We start from the raw sequence: 17,487 nt of genomic DNA on the forward strand, positions 1-17,487 counted from the left end.
CAGGCATGTCCAAAGGGGCCTCATAGAATAGGAGCCAAGATGAAACAACCGCGTTTTGCCCACCATAGCGAGACCATCGCGCAGGCAGAGCAGGCCATCGCCGACAGCGATCACCGCAACGCCCTGTTGCAGGAGATGCTGGCGGGACTGGCCCTCTCGGATCAGACCTGTCAGTTGTTGTTCGATGCCCCGACCGAACAGGTGGCGGTGGCCGAGCAGGAGCTGTTGGCGGAGATCCAGCGCCGGCAGGCACGACAGCCTGCCCAGCCGGGAGAGGCCCGCAAGAGCCGCCGCCCGGCCATGATGCGCGGACTGATGATTTAAGGAGTTGTGATGAGCGTTATCCCTGACTACAACAGCAATCCTGCCGGATTTGTCGGCTGGCTCGGTGGGCAAGCGGTCGATACCTTGCCTGGCCATAACAATCCCAAGCTGGCCGAGTTGCTCGCCTTGCTCGAGGGCAAGATCACCATCAGTACCGACCAACCGACCGTGCTGAGCAAGGCCCAGCTGGAGAAGCTGCTGGCGAAGTACTTGACGGACCCAGCCACGGTCACTGGGTCATGGCCCACCGATCAGTTTTTGCGAGGCCAAGAAGCAGCCGTTACCGCCATCAAAGGGCTGATTGAGCAAGGTGAGAAACGAGAGCCCAAGGTCACCAGCTGGACCGTGTCTGAATTTATGCTGCTCTCCTTCAGTGCGTTGACCATGGACCGCATTGATGACGACATCATCAATGTCTTTACCGGGGTGATGGCGTTTCAAGACAATCAGCGTAAAGCTCTCGGCAATGAACTAAAAGATATGACCGCCGAGCTCAAGATCTACGGGGTGATCCAGTCTGAGATCAACAAGGTGCTCTCTGCTGCATCCAGCCAGACCTTCAACACCGATTTCAATCTGATGGATTACAAGCTCTATGGCTATGAGTCACTGGCCAAATTTATGGACGGGGCAGAGTTCAAACTGTTGTCAAAAATGTTTACCGACGTACAGGTTAAAAAAGCACAGCAAGATTTCACCAACGCTAAAAATGAGCTGGAAAAAGTAAAGTCGGCCAGCCTCGACCCCAAAACCCTGGAGGAAGCTAATGCCGATTATGAGAGTAAAAAAGCCATTCTTGAGAAGAGCGTAGAGAAGCAGAGCATAACCGTTAAATCGTTCCTCGAAAGTGACCAGAAGAAGAGTGGCGCGATGAAAAATATCGAAGCCAGCTACAGCTATGACAAGGACAACAACAAGCTTGGCAACTTCTCCACCAGTGTGAGTGACCGCTCCCGTCCGCTCAACGATCAGGTCAGCGAGAAGACGACCCGCCTCAACGATGTCAGCTCGCGCTACAACGCCGCTATTGAGGCACTCAACCGCTTTATCCAGAAATACGACAGCATCATGCGCGACATTCTTGGCGCTATTTAAGGAGAGACCATGCAGACCGACACCACCCTGACCCCGGAGTATGACGCCGAGCTGGAAGCCTTTATGGCAGATGGTGGCACCTTAGCCATGCTGCAGGACATCTCCAGCGATACCCTGGAGCAGCTCTATTCCCTGGCGTTTGGCCAGTATCAGGCGGGCAAGTGGGAAGATGCCCACAAGATTTTCCAGGCGCTCTGCATGCTGGATCACTACCAGCCGCGCTATTTCCTCGGGCTTGGTGCCTGCCGTCAGGCGATGGGCGAGTTTGAAACGGCGGTTCAGAGCTACAGCTTTGGCGCCATACTCGACCTGAAAGATCCCCGTTTCCCGTTTCATGCCGCTGAATGTCGCTTACAACAAGGTGATTTGAACGGGGCCGAGAGTGGCTTCCACTCGGCCCACTTGCTGGCGGACGCCGATCCGCTGCAGGCTGACCTGGCGACAAGCGCCAAGGTTATGTTGGAAGCCGTCGCAATCAGAAGGGATCTGCAAGATGAACCCGATCAGCAATGAAAGAAGCGTTTCCCCGCTGGGAAACATTGGTGAGGTCGCGGGCCTGACGCCCGTTACCCAACCACGTAGTGAGACACGGCTCGATGCCGCGACGGCGCAGGCCAGTGGGCAAGCCCGCAAGTCTGGTGTCTCGTTGAACGCCCCCCTTGCCGTGAGTAATGGCCAGCTCGGAGCAGAGCAGTTTGCGCAGGTCAATAAGCTGATCTCCACAGTTAAGGGGAGTGTCATGGCGACCCTGCCGCACGTCAGTGCGCTGGTCACTGCGGCCTTTACGTCACCCGCCGCGTTCGAGATTGAGTTGGGCAGGCTGACCAGCGATCTGGAGAAGAGTCAGAACAAGCTGAAGCTTGAGGATATCAAGCGTGCTCGCGATCTGAACGAGAAGAAGATCGGCGAGAACCAGGAGAAGATCAAAGAGGCGGAAGAAAGTGCCAAGGAGGCCAAGAAAGCCGGTATTTTTGGCAAGATTTTTGGTTGGCTCAGTGCCATCGCCTCGGTCGTTATCGGTGCCATCATGGTGGCAACCGGTGTAGGGGCTGTCGCTGGTGCTCTGATGATTGCTGCCGGTGTGGTTGGCATGGTCAGCATGGCCGTACAGCATGCCGCTGATGCGGGCCTCATTTCCAAGGAGGTGATGGAAAAGCTGGGGCCTGCCCTGATGGGGATTGAAATAGCGCTGGCCGCGCTTTCGCTGGTCGCGAGTTTTGGTTCCTCTATCGGCACACTCATTAGCAAGGTAGCAACCAAGATTGGTGGCAAGGCCGTGGATATGGCCGCCAAGATGACTGCCAAAGTCGCGGAGCTGGCAGCCCAGTTCACGGCCAAGAGCACAGTTGAAGCATTGAAGGTGACCGGGACCGCCGCCAAGGTATTGAAAGCGGGTACCCAGGCAACAGATGTGCTTGTCGATGTCAGTGGTGGCGTGACCAAGACGGTCCAGTCTGTGAAAGAGTCAGCGTCATTGAATGCGCAGGCTGATCTCGCGTTGAACAAGAGCGAGATGACCCAGTTACAAGGAGTCATCGACAAGCTCAAGGAGGCAATTGCCCAGATGATCGAGGCGTTCCAGCAGACCATGGAGATGATCTTCCAGATCATCAATGCCAGGGGCGACATGATGAACAACCTGGCCCGCAGACCCGCCGCTATTTAAGGAGTGCCGACCATGATTAACAGTGATTATGCAAACAGTGTGACCCAGACAGTTCCGTTGACCAACGTGCGTAGCAGTGACGTGCAGCCGGTTCGCACTCAGGGCACCAACCATGAAGCGGCTGGCACTATCAACAGCCAAATGCTTGGTAAAACAGGTGTTCCCGTGTTGCCGCGCCCCTCGATCCCTTTCGATACCAAGGGGGTTACTCAAATTGTCGGCCAGCTCGAAAGCTCCATGGATATGATGTCCTTGCTGTTCCAGCTGGCCCGGCAGGCTCGGGAAGAGGGAATACAGCTGCGGGATATCGAAAACAAGCTGGTTATCAGTCACCAGCAAGCGCAGGTTGATGAGATGCGCAATGGTGCCAAGTTGATGATCGTCATGGCGGTAGTTTCCGGTGTGATGGCGGGTGTTTCGGCGCTAATGGGGGGGTTCTCCCTGGCCAAATCGACTAAGGCCATCAAGCAGGACAAGGCACTTAACGCCAACATTGCCGGGCGGCAGCAAGACTTGAAGCAAGTCGGGGATATCAAGAAGGCGGCGGGCCTGGAAATGGGGGATGCGGGCCAGGATCTGACTGCAAGGATCAAGAACGACAAGGCTGCACTGCAAACCCTGAACAAGACGTTTGATACCAATAACAGCCGTCAGCAGATTTTTAATACCGTGATCCAGTCGTTAGGGCAAGCAGGTAACTCGGCGGTGCAAGTCGCTCAGGGTGATAGTCAGGCAGATGCCAAGGAAGATGAAGTGAACGCAAGCATCAGCCAGACTGAAAAGCAGAAGGCCGAGGATTATCTCTCCTTCATGCAAAACCTTATGAATGACTTGGTGAAGATTATGCAGCAGTACTCACAGAGCCAGAACCAGACTTTGAAAGCGGCATTCGGTGTTGCATAAACACCCTGGTTAGCAAGGCGCCCGCGTGGGCGCCTTTTTGTTTTTCCGGCCATTTTTCTTAAAAGTGGCGTCCTTGAGTGACAGCCTACATGGACGTGGCAAGCTAACATCAACTCCTCTGTGCTGGAGGAAATCATGGATGTAACTGTCATCATCAATCGGCTGCTCACTGAGTTTGCCACCAAATATGGTTTGCCATCCCTGACCCTGAATCAGGAGGGGGTTGCTGCGCTCTGTTTTGACGAGCAACTGCAACTCAGCCTGATCCTGGTATCGGAGCGGGATCAGCTGGTGTTGCAGGCCGACGTGGCCGAGCTCCATCAGGTAGGTGAGGGGATTTTTCGTCAGTTGGCCAGCTTCAATCGTCACTGGTATCAGTTCAATCTCCACTTTGGTTTCGATGAAGAGAGCCTGACGGTGCAACTTTATCGGCAGATGACGGCAAGCCGGTTGACCCTGGCATACCTTGAAGAGAGTCTCGCCAGCATGCTGGAGCATGCCGAGTTCTGGCAAGAGTTGCTGCAACCCGGTACTCGGGACGCAGGCGGCAGTGATCAGGTGATGGGAGTGCGGGTATAACCATGAAGATTCAGGAATCACAAGGCGCACTGGCCCTGCATGCGGCAGAGCCGGGCAAGGTGGGGGGATTTGCTGGCAGAACCATGAGTGCACAGCCAGCCAGTGCGAGCCAGGTTCCCCTGTCGGCACTTCTGCGACGCTCCATTACCCTCAATCAAGTACAGGAGCTGGCGCTTCAGCGACTGCAACAGGGCGAGCATACCTCACTGGCCGAACGTCGGATCCGGGTGTTATGAGAGGTCTGCTGGCACTGATGCTGTTGGTCACGCTTGCCGGTTGTGTTACCACCCCAGAGCTGAAGCCATCCCTACAGCAACTCAAGGGAGAGGTGCATTTTCCTGCAGCCTTGCCACGTCCGGCCACAGTCGAGGTGGCGGTGTTGAGCGTGATTGAGGGGCGCCCCTTGCAAGTGGCGGCTACCCGCTATGAGGTGAGCATGCTGCCGTTGCTATTTGATTTACGCTTGACTCCCCTGCAATTGGCAGAAGGGGAGATCTATGTGCGTGCCAGATTGCGATTTATGGATAGCACAGTAGTGCAGGCCATGAGTCAACAGAAAGTTTTTAAGGTTTTTAATGGCGAGAGAATCATTATTCAATTGCAGCCCAAACATTGTTATCCACTGTGTCAGTAGTGGCCATGTTTAAATAAAAAACACTGAAATCAATCATTTATTAATTTCTTTCGGTTAAAACTGAAAGTTTCTTTTTGTAACGAAGTATATTTCTCTGTAAGCACAATATGAAGTATGAGCCGCTCTAGTGGATGAGTAGTGCGTTAACTCTAATTTCAGACTGGTTTTTCTGCTTGTGACTGTTGTAGGATTCGTCCTCATTTCAATGGTGATTAATTTTAAAATCACCAGACGATGTGCTTAATTAAAAAATAAAAGCCAATAAGAAACCACCCGACAGAGGCGTGCTTCTATCGAGGTGTCACTGGTACTACACGCAGATTCAGGTTCAGGAAAACAAAAAATATGAATGGCATTACTACTGCAGAGAAGGGCGATATGGCCCTGCTCCAGTGGTGCATGTCTGCTTTCAACGTCATCGAACATCCGCAAGAGGGAATATATATCCTTCTTGAAGGTTCGATAACCTGGCAGGACTGTACCGATACCTACGAACTCACCCCCAACCAACTCCTGTTCGTGCGCCGTGGCAACTACGCGGTTTGTACCGGTGGCAGCCCCTGCCGCCTGCTTTGGCTGCCCCTGTCAAACAGCTTTTTGCAAGGATTCTTGCAACGCTTCGGTTCCCTGTTGAGCGAAGTCGCCCGGCTGGAGGGGATGGCCCCGATGCTGTTGCCGTTTCACTCTTCCCCCCTGCTGACCCAATGCATTCAGGGGCTGTACGGTTTGATTGACCATGAGCATCCGCCCGCACTGGCCCAATTACGCACCGAAGAGCTGCTGTTTCTGCTCGCCTTTGGTGAGCAGGGGCCTCAACTGATGTCAATTTTGCGTCAGCTGAGCAATCGTCAGGTCGAGCGGTTGCAACAGTTCATGGAAAAGCACTACTTGATGGAGTGGAAGCTCAGCGAATTTTCCAAAGAGTTCGGCATGGGGCTGACCACCTTCAAGGAGCTATTTGGCTCGATATATGGCGTCTCACCGCGAGCCTGGATCAGTGAACGGCGGATCCTGTTCGCTCATCAGTTATTGCTCAATAGCGAAATGAGCATCGTTGATATTGCGATGGAGGCCGGTTTTTCCAGCCAATCTTATTTTACCCAGAGTTATCGCCGTCGTTTTGGTTGTACGCCAAGTCGTGCCAGACATGGCACAGATTAACTCCGGACTAAAATAATCTGACGTTTTTTATAAGCCGCGGAGTGAGGCAATGGATAGAATAGCCAGCATATCGAAACATCATTCCATTATTGCCCGCAGCAAGATAAGCAAGGCATAGCATGAGTCAGCAAGATCACAATTCATCTAACCAAGGCCTGTTTGCAGGTCGTCGGGTTACCGTTGTTCAGCCAGATACCTTGAGTCGGGATCGTCTGGTCGGCCAACTGTCCGTGCTCCGTTATCAGGATGCCGGCGTGATCACCTCGCAGCAAATGGACCTGTTGCAACGGCTGTTGCCAAGAACCCGGCTGGAGAGCCTGCTGGAATCCCTCTGGTTCCAGCGTCGTCTGGATGCCGCGCTGAGCGTCTCTCGCGAAGAGCTGCAACAAATTCTGCGGCTGGCGGGCAGTGAGCGATACGACTGGCTGCAACAGTTGGGAGATCGCATCAATCTGGCGGATCGCGCCTTGCTGTGGCACTTGGTCCTTCACCCTTTGCATCGCTGGTGGGTGCAGCGTCTGGAACCGCTCTACGGCGCTTGGCGCAACGAGCTGGTACAGCTGCAGGTGATGCGCCGTCAACTCAATGCCCAGGCGGTGTTCTGGCAGACAGTGGTCGATGTGCCGGCGGATCTGGAGAGCCGGATCACCGACCAGCTTGCGCAGTTGAGCCAGCGCGAGCAGGAGCTTACACAACTGCATTCCGATTGCGAAGCGCGTCTTCAGCTGGCTTGGCCCGCCTGGTATGGGCAGACCAGTCAGGAAGGCGACCCGGCACTTCTTATGCCGGTACCGCTGGAGCTTGGCGTATTCTGGCACGCCCTGCTGGCGCTGCCCCACCAGGACGACGTGGCCCTTACGTTGCACGAGTGGCTGGTCGGTCGGGGTATTGCCCTGGGTCAGGATCACTTCTACTGGCAGCCTGCCGAGCCCTAGATAGCCCGAGGAACTATGCAAACTTTACTGAATAGATTGGCCGCAACCCTTGGCCAAGGGCCTTTTGTTGCCGACGCGCAGGGAAAATACCACCTGCGCCTCGATGGTTATCCGCTCTTTTTGACCCAGAGAAGCGGTGAGTTGTTGCTGAGTACCCCCCTTGCAGGCAGCGGGACGAACGCTGCTGCAACAGATGATCCGGTACTGCTGAAGCGCTTGCTGCAACAGGTGGTGGCTTGGGGTCGTCATGCCCCCCATGCCCTGGTGCTGGACGAGCTGGGAAACCTTCAGCTGGAGGCCCGACTCGCTCTGGAGTGGCTCGACGAGCAATTGCTGGCTGAGCGACTGAGTCAGCACATTGCCTTGCTAGAGCAGTTGGAACCCCAATTAACCGAGGCCGCATTGGCCCCCCAGTGGAGACAGATGATATGGCACCCTTGAGCATGCAGCCCCTGCTGCATCCTTTGTTGTGGTTCTGCCTCGCGGTGGCGATCTGGTCGCGCCCAGTCGCGGCGCAGGAGCTGGATTGGGTGCCTATGCCTTACAGCTATGTGGCGGAAGGAGAGAGTCTGCGCGATGTACTGGTCAACTTCGGGGCCAACTATGAGGTCTCGGTGGTGGTCAGCGACAAGGTCAACGATCAGGTCAACGGCCAGTTTGAACATGACGAGCCGCTAGCCTTTTTGCAGCAACTTGCCTCCCTCTACAACCTGGTCTGGTACTACGACGGCAATGTGCTCTATGTCTTCAAGAACAGTGAAGTAGAGTCTCGCCTCATCAATCTGGAGCAGACCGGTGCCGCTGAGTTGAAGCAGGCGCTGCAGCGCGCGGGGATCTGGGAGCCGCGCTTTGGCTGGCGCCCCGATGCGGATAACCGGCTGGTCTATGTTTCTGGCCCGCCCCGGTACCTCGAATTGATCGAGCAGACTGCGGTGGCGCTGGAGCAGCAGACTCAGCTGCGCAGCGAGAAGACTGGGCCGCTGGCCATCGAGATCTTCCCGCTCAAGTACGCTTCGGCCACCGATCGCTCGATCCAGTATCGCGATACCGATGTGGAGGCACCCGGTCTAGCAACCATATTGGCCAGACTGCTCAGCGATGCCGGGGTGCAGATGGTCAACGGCGAGGGTAACAAGAAAGGGGCTGCGGTCACTTCCGGCCAGGCTATCGTGCAGGCCGATCCCTCCCTCAACGCGGTGATCGTGCGCGATACCCCTGAGCGGATGGCGATGTACGGCAAGCTGATCGCCGCGCTCGACAAACCGGCGGCCCGCATCGAGGTGGCGCTCTCCATCATCGACATCAATGCCGAAGATCTCTCCCAGCTGGGGGTGGACTGGCGAGTAGGGATCCGAACAGGCTCCAACCAGCAGGTGATCATCAAGACCACTGGCGATCGCAAAGGAATTGAAGGCGCTGCGGCGCTTGGCAGTCTGGTGGACTCCAAAGGACTCGATTATCTGCTGGCCAGGGTCAATTTGCTGGAGAACGAGGGCAATGCCCAAGTGATTTCCCGTCCGACCCTGCTGACCCAGGAGAACACCCAGGCGGTGATCGACCACAGTGAGACCTACTACGTCAAGATCAGCGGCGAGCGGGTAGCGGAACTGCAGGGGATTACCTACGGCACCATGCTACGAATGACACCACGGGTGGTCCAGATGGGGGACAAGCCAGAGATTAGCCTGAGCCTCCATATCGAAGATGGCAGCCAAAAACCTAACGGCACGGGTGCGGATGGATTGCCCACCATACAACGCACCGTAGTGGACACCATAGCCCGGGTCGGCCACGGCCAGAGTTTGCTGATCGGTGGGATCTACCGGGATGAGATGAGCGAGAACCTGAGCAAGGTACCCTTCCTCGGCGATATTCCCTATCTGGGGGCGCTATTTCGCAGCAAGGATACCCAGACCCGTCGCTCGGTACGGCTTTTTATCATCGAGCCTCGGCTGATTGATGACGGCATCGCACACTATTTGTCGCTCGGAAACGGCCAGGATTTGCGGGCCAGCGTGCTGGGTGTCGACGAGATCTCCAATCAGAGCCTCTCTCTTGGCAAGGTGCTGGGTGGTGCCCAGTGTCAGCCGCTAGCCGCGGCACGGGACGTGCAGCAGCTGTTGCGTCAGGGTGGCAAGAGCTCCTCCCTCACCCAGTGCCGGATGGGCAACGAACTGGGATGGCGACTGGTCGAGATGAACAAGGATCAAAAATGTACGCCCGCTGCCAGCTGGTGTGTGCAGGCGGGCAACGAGGGTGCCACCCGATGAGCTGGAAGTGCCGCGTATATCGCGGGCTCAACCGCGGGGTAGAAGTCCCTCTGCCGGAGGGGCGTCTGGTCATCGGTTCTGATCCCCTCAAGGCCGATCTGGTACTGGTGGATGAGGGGATGGCCGCTGAGCATCTGGTGCTGCTGGTCAGTACTGAAGGAATCACCTTGCAAGCGTGGGCCGACGGCATTACCCCGACTCAGGACGGTGTCGCCCTGACCGCGGGGGACCCGCTCAGGGCGGGGACGCGACTGGAGGCAGGCCCGCTGCTCTGGAGTTTCTGTGACAGCAGCCGTGTCTTGCCCGCGCAGTTTGACGACAGTGCCCAAGTGGCTGCGCCACCTCGCCCACACCATCGTACTGGTCGTACCGACCTGTTGCTGGGCGGAGTTTGCCTGACCTTGATGATGGGGGTGCTGTTCTTGCTGGCCCAAGGTTGGTGGCAGGGCAGCGGTGAAGGGGATACTGCCCGCAGTGAGCAGACCTTGAAGCGATTTCTTGCCGCGCCGATCTACCGTCAGGTAGTGATCGGCAATGCCGAACCGGCACTGTGGTTGTTATCGGGTTATGTCGATGAAAACAGTAGTCGCCTTGCCCTGCAGCAGTTCCTTGACGGCAATGGTTTCAGCTATCGCCTGGATCTGCGCACCATGGAGGATCTGCGGCAGGGGGCCGGTTTTATCCTGCAAAAGCTCGGTTATGAACAGCTGAAGATCCGCAATGGCGAGGAGCCTGGCTGGCTCAAGCTCAGCGGTGAAATTCAGGGGCAAGATGGCAAGTGGAACAGCATTGAATCCTTGCTCAAGCAGGAGGTGCCCGGCTTGCTGGGGGTTGAAAATCAGGTGCAAATCGCCGGTGCCTATCGCAAGCGTCTTGATGCTCTGCTACAGGATCAGGGGCTTACGGGGACGTTGCGCGTGCGCGAGGCAAGCGATCGTCTTGAGCTCTCTGGGCAACTGGATGAGCACCAACTCGTCCTGTTTCAGCAGGTGCATCAGCAGTTTCGCCGCGAGTTTGGTGCCTACCCTGCGCTGGAGTTGATCAATCAGACCCGAACACCGCGCCAGGATGAGCTGGAGTTCGATGTGCGCAGCGTTTCGTTTGGCCGGGTGCCCTATGTGATCCTGGCGGACAACCAGCGCTATCCGGTCGGAGGGGCGACCATCAGCGGGGTACGTGTGCTGGCTATTCGCCGCGATGCAGTGGTGGTGAGCAAGGGCAAACAGCAATACATCGTCAAATTAAAAGGAGTCGAGCGCCATGATGACCAATTTGGAAACGCGACTGTCCGGCGCTGATCCGGCGTTTTCCCGCGAGCTGCGCGATCAGCTTGTGCAGGCGCTGGGCGCGGTAAAACGCGATTTGCTGCGCGGGGGCACGACCCAGCAGTTCCGGGAGTGGCAACAGCAAGCCGACGCCATTGAGGCGGGCATGAAGATACTTGAACAGATAGAGGGAGCATGACAGATGGCCGATATTTTTAACCCGGGAAATACCCTAGACAAGGTCGCCGAGAACCTGAAGGGGCAGGCTAACACAGCCAATGATGAGGTTCAAAAAGCGATTGAAGCGCTGAAAACCTCCCCGGATGACCCTGCTCGTCTTGCCGAGCTGCAACACAAGATTAACAAGTGGTCAGTGATCTACAACATTAATTCCACCGTGACTCGAGCTATTAAAGACATGATGCAATCTATCTTGCAGAAGATTTGATGATGAACACTCAACTCAAGCGACAGTTGGCCGAGATCGCGCTGGCAGGGACCGGTCACCATTGTCACCAAGAGGCGACAACCATCGCCAATTGGCTGGCTGGTGAACCTGAGATGGCGGAGTGTGTGACGCTCATCCGTCTCTCCTCTCTGATGAACCGGGGGGATTACCAGGGAGCCCTGCTGCTGGGTCAAGAAAGCTGCACTGCGGATATCGAGCCCTGGCTGGCCCTGTGCGAGTGGCGGCTTGACCTGCATGATGCGCTGGCACTCAGGTTGGTTCGGCTGGAGCAGAGCGGCCAACCGGCCTTGCAACAGTTTGCCGCTGGCCTGCGTGAGCAGATGGCGTCATGAGGATTGAAGGCGGCGAGCCGTCGGGACAGCCGCCGACTCAGCCACTGCCACCCCCTGAGCCGATTGCACAGCGCCAGTTCGATCGGCTGCTGACCAAGGCTCCCGAGCCGGATCTGTTTGGACGCTGGCAGCAGGGAGTAGCACTCGATGGTTTGTTGGCCAATGCAGCCCCATCCGCTCGGCGTGAGTTGCTCTGGCAGGTTTATCAACAGGGTGACAAACGGCAGGCCGAGATTGGAAAACAGCTTTTTGAACCGGTAACCAACAAGCTTACCGAGCGATTTGGTGGGCGCCAGTTGCCGGTCGTTGCTGCGATAGATCAGCTCGAATTACGGGCTCTGATGCGGGAATTTGATCCGTTGGCGTCGCGACGAGAGGCGGTGCTGCTGGATCTGCTCAGTAAGCTCAAGGGCGAGCAGTGTGTTGTGTCACCCGGGCATGAATTTCTCGATGCGCTGGCCCGGCGCGAGCTGATGACCCTGATCCCGCAAAACGGCATGGTGACCAATTTGATGCGCCATTCTCACAAACTTGATCTGGAGGATTGATGGAAATTGCACAGACTGCCCAGGCGGTCGTCACCAGCCTGGATGAGTTGAAAGCGGTGGAGGCCTCCTCTCCCCATATTGCCAGTTTTGAACAGGCGATGGGCAGTTCTTCCCAGGGGCTCGGTGGCTCCTTGTTGGGGGAGCTGGGGGAGTTGAAGCAGCAGTTTACCGATGCCAAGCAGAGCCTGCAGGCCGAGCTTGCGACCCCAGGGGATGATCCCAATAGTTTGATGCAGATGCAGTGGTCGCTGATGCGTATCACCATGCAAGAAGAGCTGATCGCCAAGACGGTGGGCAAGATGAGCCAGAACGTAGAAACCCTGTTGAAGACCCAGTGAGGTAGTGTGAAGAGATCGATGCTGATGGGGGTGCTCTGCACCTCGCTGCTGCTCAGTGGCTGCAAAGTGGAGCTCTATACCGGGGTAAGCCAGAAAGAGGGCAACGAGATGCTGGCGTTGCTGCAGACCGAGGGTATTTCCTCGGACAAACAGCCCGACAAGGATGGCAATATCAAGCTATTGGTCGAAGAATCCGATGTGGCCCAAGCCATTGAGACCCTCAAGCGCAAGGGATATCCGCGGGAGAGCTTCTCTACCTTGCAGGATGTCTTTCCCAAGGATGGCCTTATCTCTTCGCCGACCGAGGAGCGTGCACGCCTGACCTATGCCAAGGCACAGGAGATATCCAATACGCTGTCGGAAATAGACGGGGTGCTGGTGGCCCGAGTCCATGTGGTGCTGCCGGAAGGCAATGAAGGCTTCAACAAAAAAACTTCTCCCGCCTCGGCCTCAGTCTTTATCAAGCATGCGGCGGATATCCAGCTTGATACCTACATCCCCCAGATCAAGCAGTTGGTCAACAACAGCATTGAGGGGTTGGCTTACGACCGGATCAGTGTGGTACTGGTGCCCTCAGCCGATATTCGCCAGATGCCGTTGATGGCCCGCAACACCAGCCTGTTTTCCATCGAGGTGAGTGAAGGATCCAAGTGGCGTCTTGGCGGTTTGATTGCCCTGCTGCTGGCGCTGGTGGTGACCAGCAACCTGGCCCAATATCTGTGGCACCGGAGCCGGAGTCGCAGATGACGGTCGGTCTGACCCCCTATCAACTGCGCTTTTGCCCGGCCAGTTACCTTCATGAGGCGCACCTGCCCTCATCTTGGGCGCGGGTGCCGGAGATCCTGCCAGAGTGGCGGACTCTGCCGGCCAGCAACGGCGCTTTGCTCAAAGCGCTGACGCTGGGGACTGGCTACGAGATGCCCGTCATGCTGGGCGGCGTTGCACTGTTTCCTCAAGGTGAGCTGGTGCAGCTGTTGCGTCGTCTTGGGGCCGTGCTGCACGGAGAGGCGATCCGCCACTGTTTGTTGGCACCGGCGCTGCGCCAGATCATCGTCCTGCTGGGGGAGGAGGGGCACAGAGCCGTGCTCTCCCAGCTCGACCTGCTGATCGGTCCCTGGCCAGCCGGATGGCAGCAGCCCTTGCCCGCCCAACTGGAAGAGGCCTCGCTGGAAGTGGCCGGATTACAGTTCTGGCTGGCAGCAGCAGGGGAGGGCGAGCCTGACTGGGCGCGGCGTCTTGCCCTGCGCCTTGCTCCCGCGCCGCTGGGCCCCTCATGGCGGTTGACCACAGATCAACAGCCGCTGGCCCGGGCGCTCTGTCTCAAGATTGCCAAACAGGTAACACCCCAATGCTGCCATTTGTTGAAATAAAGAGTGAACACCTGCAACTGGCGCCAAGCCAGCGCATTTTACGCAGTCAGGATTATCAGTCTTACCTGAGTGCGCAGGAGCTGGTGGAGGCAGCCCGTGCTCAAGCCGCCGACATAGTGGCGGAGGCCCGCGCTATCTATGAAGAGCAGAAGAGCCTTGGTTGGCAGGCCGGTATTGATGTGGCCCGCCGTGAACAGGCGGTGCTGATCCACCAGACCCAGTTGCAGTGCCAGGGTTATTACCGCACGGTGGAGCAGCAGATGAGTGAGGTGGTGTTGCAGGCGGTACGCAAGATCCTCCACGATTACGATCAAGTTGCGCTCACCCTCAAGGTGGTGCGCGAGGCGCTTGCATTGGTGAGCAACCAGAAGCAGGTGACGGTGCGGGTTCATCCCGAGCAGGTGCAGGCGGTGCGCGACCAGATCGCCCGGGTACACAAGGATTTCCCCGAGATCGGCTATCTGGAGATTTCCGCCGATGCCCGGCTCGATCAGGGCGGCTGCATTCTGGAAACTGAGGTGGGGATCATAGACGCTAGTATGGATGGTCAGTTGGAGGCACTTGCCACTGCTATGGCTGCGGTTTTGAAAAAACGTAGTGAGCAGTTGCCTCGTGAAGATAACGTTATGTTAGCCGCAGTGTAAGTTGATCACTACAGAGAGCCAAGATACAAAAAAGGTTGGCTTCATGATGAAGCTAACCTTTTTTTTAAAAAAAATGGTGCCGGTAAGAGGAATTGAACCTTGCAATAATATCATTGTTTTTAAAGGGAAAATAAATTCACAATGCAAGTGATACCCCCTTATGTACCCCCAAATATTTTTCTGTGGTCGCAATCAGGGTGAAAATTCAGCAACCATAACCGGCGCTGGTGTCCGGGCGGAGGTGTCGTGCATTCGTGCACGGAAGCCGATGCCGGGCTGGTCTGCCAGGTACAGCTTGGTGTTGCCAGGTTCTGCGGCCACGGCATAGGCCTGGTCCATCTTGGATTGGTCCTGCATGCTCTTGAGCGCCTGACCTGATACGCCGGATGCCTGAGTAACCATCACCTCGAACAGCTCGCGCTTGGTCATCTCCAGGGAGAACCCAATCAGGGGCAGCCGCTTATTCAGTGCGACGTGGTTCAGCATGGCCGCCATCAGGGTGGTGTTGTGCGTCGCGATATAACCATCGGTGACATACAGGTGGTTTTCATGGCTCACCGCAATGCACTGGCACTCTGCTCGTCTGGTCAGCCTGACGCCGGTGATGATGGGGGCCGGTGTCTTGCGGTTGGCGAACAAGCGATCAGCAAGGCGTGGAGACTTGATGATCTCAACATTCGGCAACCGAATACACAGCAAGTGCGCCGGCAACCCGAGCCGTTTATCTCCCTTGTACGAGTAAGCCGTGGTTGCCTTAGTCTTGATCCTGGCTGTGCCACCCAACGAGCGCACCAATTCAGCCACACCTTGCGTCAGCTGCTCACTGGCTGATGAGAAGCGAATGACGTTTTTCCCCTCAACCCAACCATCGGTCTCCAGCAAGCCGGCCAACACTCCCTCCCTGATTGGGCGGGATGCCGAGTAAACTTCACTCGGAATAAACTTTTCATGGCTAAGCTTCCCGTAGACGCCAAGCTCTTTCAGAGCTGATCGAGTTTCGCATCCAGTAACCGAATAGCTTATCGAATCCCCCTTCCGTTTCAGTTCGTCCTTGCCACATAGCGAACCGCCAGCGCGATCAACGATATACGGCTCGCTATTGGTCAGCACTGGAGTGGCACTCGTGAGACCGCCGTCACCCAACATAACGCCGAGTAACCATGGGTCTATCCCGATGTCCGTGACACTGCCAAAATCACCGCTAACTGAGGGGACGCTAATTCTGGACTTGTAGCGCACCAACCCTGTCAGCCTCATCAGTTCATTGGTATCAACTACGGCTGTGCCTGCTGGCAAGCGACTCGAATTGATTTGCCACAGGTGATCAGCGCAGCATTCGATCTCACGACCATCGGAGAATGTCACCGCGTAGACATCCTTGACCCCTTGCGGGAAGACCCCAATTACTTTTGAGGCTGCACCATCTTGCGAGGCGACATGGTCGCCTACCTGGATCTTACCCATCTCAACCCATGACCCGTCAGCCAGTAAGATCCTGGCATTCAGGGGCTGCGCTTTCCCCATTTTGGGGCGAGCGCCGATGCAGATCAGGGCTGTCTGGCTGATACCGCCCGGGTAGAGCAGTTCATCTAGGGCAGGGATGCCAGTGGCGAACCCTGCCAACTCCCCCGGCTTCCGGGTGAGGCGGCGTTCCATCTCGTCACACCACTCGATCACGATGTCACTGGCCGGTGCAGCTATGCCACTGACTCCGCCAGATCGCTTGGCGTCGATCTCGGAAAGCATGCTCCCCATGGTAGCGAAACGGTCATCGCAGCTCGTATAACCAGGATCCATCATGGCTGCCACGCAGTCATACAGCTTGGACACGGCAAACCGGCGCTCAGACGCCTGGCGTACAATGGCGCCGTATGCCTCGATGTTCGATGCGCTCGGGGTGTTCTTGGCGATCTCGATCAGGTATGCCATGCCGCCGATGTCGCCGAGCATGCCATCCACCTCGATCCTGTTGCTCACGGTCATCAGGTCAACCGGCTGCTTGGCAGAGACAAGGCTCGATATGGCACCAAAGACGATCTGGTGTGGCCGGCTGTAGAAATCCGGTTCTGACAGGGACAGATCGTGATAGGCGGATGACCGGATCATCAGGCCGCCCAAGACGGACTGCTCTGCCTCGAAGTTGTGAGGCGGGATGAATCCAGCGGTGTTATTCGTCATTAAATCGACCCTCTCTCACGCCGAGATAGCATTTCTCGGTTATCAGGAATTCAAGGTTCTTGGGCTTCCATGAAGACTCGCCATCGCTTCGCTTTCGGCTCTCGCACATCCAGCGGCAGTTCTTGGCGATGAAGCCCAGGTAGGCGCGCCAGCGTTCCTCGTTGAATTTGAACTTCGCCCAGAAGTTTCGGATCTTGGTTTTGCGCGAATCAGTCAGCTCCCGGATGGCTGGCATCTCGGGTAGCAGTTCGTGATAGGCATCCAGGATGGCTTGGTATGGGGTGTTCTTGACTTGAGTTTTCAGGGGCGTTGCTGCGGGGGTTTCAGCGCAAGCTGATTCCCCATCAGTAACTGTCTTTACTGTCTTTGGAATAATGTCTTTTGTGTGTCCCTGTTTCTGGGATACCGATACCCCAGTTTCTGGGACACTTTTTGTCCTTGTTTCTGGGACAATGTCCGACTTTCTGTGACACTCTGAAATATCCCATTCGCTCAGGTTTTTATTTGGCCCGATCCTGCTGCCTTCTCGCACCAAAACCTTCATGCGAATCAGGGTGTTCTTGGCAAAGTTGACAGCCTTGCGAGACAACCCCGTGCGTTCCGCCAACTGAGTGTCCGCAATGCGATCCACCTTCTTGTTAAACCCGTACGTGCATCTGGTGATTGCGTGGACCACCTTCTGCTCATTCTTGTTGATGTCTGCCAGGATAAGCGCGTCATACAGCTCATTGGCAATCCTGGTATAGCCGTCGTCAAGGTCTGCCACACGAACCTCC

General features: G+C 56.4%; 23 protein-coding genes. 21 read left to right on the forward strand and 2 right to left on the reverse strand.

What is annotated here, in order from left to right:
- Window positions 1–39 precede the first annotated feature (39 nt).
- From BN1128_RS22085 to BN1128_RS22185, 21 genes are all read left to right on the forward strand, one after another.
- Window positions 40–324, forward strand: coding sequence for an LcrG family type III secretion system chaperone (locus BN1128_RS22085; RefSeq protein ID WP_042872885.1), 285 nt, complete (start codon window positions 40–42; stop codon window positions 322–324).
- A 9-nt stretch (window positions 325–333) separates the two neighbouring features.
- The gene (locus BN1128_RS22090) at window positions 334–1,419 is read left to right on the forward strand and encodes a virulence-associated V antigen (RefSeq protein WP_042872888.1); all 1,086 of its coding nucleotides are present in this window, start codon (window positions 334–336) and stop codon (window positions 1,417–1,419) included.
- Between the two features lie 9 nt (window positions 1,420–1,428).
- Complete coding sequence (locus tag BN1128_RS22095; RefSeq protein ID WP_042872890.1) at window positions 1,429–1,932, forward strand: SycD/LcrH family type III secretion system chaperone; 504 nt, start codon at window positions 1,429–1,431, stop codon at window positions 1,930–1,932.
- The gene (gene aopB / locus BN1128_RS22100) at window positions 1,913–3,085 is read left to right on the forward strand and encodes a type III secretion system translocon subunit AopB (RefSeq protein ID WP_042872892.1); all 1,173 of its coding nucleotides are present in this window, start codon (window positions 1,913–1,915) and stop codon (window positions 3,083–3,085) included. Before BN1128_RS22095 ends, aopB begins: the two co-directional genes overlap by 20 nt.
- 12 nt (window positions 3,086–3,097) lie before the next feature.
- Window positions 3,098–3,988 carry a type III secretion system translocon subunit AopD gene (gene aopD, locus BN1128_RS22105; RefSeq protein WP_042872894.1) on the forward strand — a complete coding sequence of 297 codons (891 nt, stop codon included), beginning with the start codon at window positions 3,098–3,100 and terminating at the stop codon, window positions 3,986–3,988.
- Window positions 3,989–4,123: 135 nt separating this feature from the next.
- Window positions 4,124–4,567: a type III secretion system chaperone gene (locus tag BN1128_RS22110; protein ID WP_042872896.1), complete on the forward strand. Its 444-nt coding sequence runs from the start codon at window positions 4,124–4,126 to the stop codon at window positions 4,565–4,567.
- A 2-nt stretch (window positions 4,568–4,569) separates the two neighbouring features.
- Complete coding sequence (locus BN1128_RS22115) at window positions 4,570–4,803, forward strand: T3SS regulon translocated regulator ExsE family protein (RefSeq protein ID WP_042872898.1); 234 nt, start codon at window positions 4,570–4,572, stop codon at window positions 4,801–4,803.
- Entirely contained in the window at window positions 4,800–5,201 is a 402-nt protein-coding gene (locus BN1128_RS22120; RefSeq protein WP_042872899.1) for a YscW family type III secretion system pilotin, read from the forward strand. The genes BN1128_RS22115 and BN1128_RS22120 overlap by 4 nt, the downstream gene beginning before the upstream one ends.
- Before the next feature lie 345 nt (window positions 5,202–5,546).
- Window positions 5,547–6,362 carry a helix-turn-helix transcriptional regulator gene (locus BN1128_RS22125; RefSeq protein ID WP_042872902.1) on the forward strand — a complete coding sequence of 272 codons (816 nt, stop codon included), beginning with the start codon at window positions 5,547–5,549 and terminating at the stop codon, window positions 6,360–6,362.
- 119 nt (window positions 6,363–6,481) lie between these two features.
- The gene (locus BN1128_RS22130; protein WP_042872904.1) at window positions 6,482–7,297 is read left to right on the forward strand and encodes a T3SS regulon anti-activator ExsD domain-containing protein; all 816 of its coding nucleotides are present in this window, start codon (window positions 6,482–6,484) and stop codon (window positions 7,295–7,297) included.
- A gap of 15 nt (window positions 7,298–7,312) precedes the next feature.
- Entirely contained in the window at window positions 7,313–7,738 is a 426-nt protein-coding gene (locus tag BN1128_RS22135; protein ID WP_042872906.1) for a YscB family type III secretion system chaperone, read from the forward strand.
- Window positions 7,711–9,567, forward strand: coding sequence for a SctC family type III secretion system outer membrane ring subunit AscC (ascC, locus tag BN1128_RS22140; RefSeq protein ID WP_167335825.1), 1,857 nt, complete (start codon window positions 7,711–7,713; stop codon window positions 9,565–9,567). The genes BN1128_RS22135 and ascC overlap by 28 nt, the downstream gene beginning before the upstream one ends.
- Window positions 9,564–10,865 carry a type III secretion system inner membrane ring subunit SctD gene (gene sctD, locus BN1128_RS22145; RefSeq protein WP_042872909.1) on the forward strand — a complete coding sequence of 434 codons (1,302 nt, stop codon included), beginning with the start codon at window positions 9,564–9,566 and terminating at the stop codon, window positions 10,863–10,865. The genes ascC and sctD overlap by 4 nt, the downstream gene beginning before the upstream one ends.
- A complete protein-coding gene (locus BN1128_RS22150; RefSeq protein WP_042872911.1) occupies window positions 10,828–11,031 on the forward strand; it encodes an EscE/YscE/SsaE family type III secretion system needle protein co-chaperone in 204 nt (67 codons plus the stop codon). The genes sctD and BN1128_RS22150 overlap by 38 nt, the downstream gene beginning before the upstream one ends.
- A gap of 3 nt (window positions 11,032–11,034) precedes the next feature.
- Window positions 11,035–11,280, forward strand: a complete 246-nt coding sequence (gene sctF / locus BN1128_RS22155) for a type III secretion system needle filament subunit SctF (protein WP_042872913.1) — start codon at window positions 11,035–11,037, stop codon at window positions 11,278–11,280.
- Complete coding sequence (locus BN1128_RS22160) at window positions 11,280–11,633, forward strand: YscG family type III secretion system chaperone (protein WP_042872916.1); 354 nt, start codon at window positions 11,280–11,282, stop codon at window positions 11,631–11,633. The genes sctF and BN1128_RS22160 overlap by 1 nt, the downstream gene beginning before the upstream one ends.
- Window positions 11,630–12,181, forward strand: a complete 552-nt coding sequence (locus BN1128_RS22165; RefSeq protein WP_042872918.1) for a YopR family T3SS polymerization control protein — start codon at window positions 11,630–11,632, stop codon at window positions 12,179–12,181. The genes BN1128_RS22160 and BN1128_RS22165 overlap by 4 nt, the downstream gene beginning before the upstream one ends.
- Window positions 12,181–12,519 (forward strand): type III secretion system inner rod subunit SctI, encoded by a 339-nt coding sequence (sctI, locus tag BN1128_RS22170; protein WP_042872920.1) that lies wholly within the window; start codon window positions 12,181–12,183, stop codon window positions 12,517–12,519. The genes BN1128_RS22165 and sctI overlap by 1 nt, the downstream gene beginning before the upstream one ends.
- 6 nt (window positions 12,520–12,525) lie before the next feature.
- Window positions 12,526–13,266: a SctJ family type III secretion inner membrane ring lipoprotein AscJ gene (gene ascJ, locus BN1128_RS22175; RefSeq protein ID WP_209428603.1), complete on the forward strand. Its 741-nt coding sequence runs from the start codon at window positions 12,526–12,528 to the stop codon at window positions 13,264–13,266.
- Window positions 13,263–13,889: a SctK family type III secretion system sorting platform protein gene (locus BN1128_RS22180; RefSeq protein WP_042872924.1), complete on the forward strand. Its 627-nt coding sequence runs from the start codon at window positions 13,263–13,265 to the stop codon at window positions 13,887–13,889. Before ascJ ends, BN1128_RS22180 begins: the two co-directional genes overlap by 4 nt.
- Window positions 13,868–14,533 carry an HrpE/YscL family type III secretion apparatus protein gene (locus BN1128_RS22185; RefSeq protein WP_042872927.1) on the forward strand — a complete coding sequence of 222 codons (666 nt, stop codon included), beginning with the start codon at window positions 13,868–13,870 and terminating at the stop codon, window positions 14,531–14,533. Before BN1128_RS22180 ends, BN1128_RS22185 begins: the two co-directional genes overlap by 22 nt.
- Before the next feature lie 192 nt (window positions 14,534–14,725).
- Here the strand turns inward: BN1128_RS22185 and BN1128_RS22190 are convergent, their stop codons facing one another.
- Window positions 14,726–16,711, reverse strand: a complete 1,986-nt coding sequence (locus BN1128_RS22190) for a DnaB-like helicase N-terminal domain-containing protein (protein WP_052445547.1) — start codon at window positions 16,709–16,711, stop codon at window positions 14,726–14,728.
- Window positions 16,701–17,477, reverse strand: a complete 777-nt coding sequence (locus BN1128_RS22195; protein WP_209428604.1) for a replication protein — start codon at window positions 17,475–17,477, stop codon at window positions 16,701–16,703. The genes BN1128_RS22190 and BN1128_RS22195 overlap by 11 nt, the downstream gene beginning before the upstream one ends.
- Between the last annotated feature and the right edge of the window lie 10 nt (window positions 17,478–17,487).

The sequence above is a fragment of the Aeromonas piscicola genome (assembly GCF_000820005.1).
In the GTDB taxonomy this organism is placed as follows: domain Bacteria; phylum Pseudomonadota; class Gammaproteobacteria; order Enterobacterales; family Aeromonadaceae; genus Aeromonas; species Aeromonas piscicola.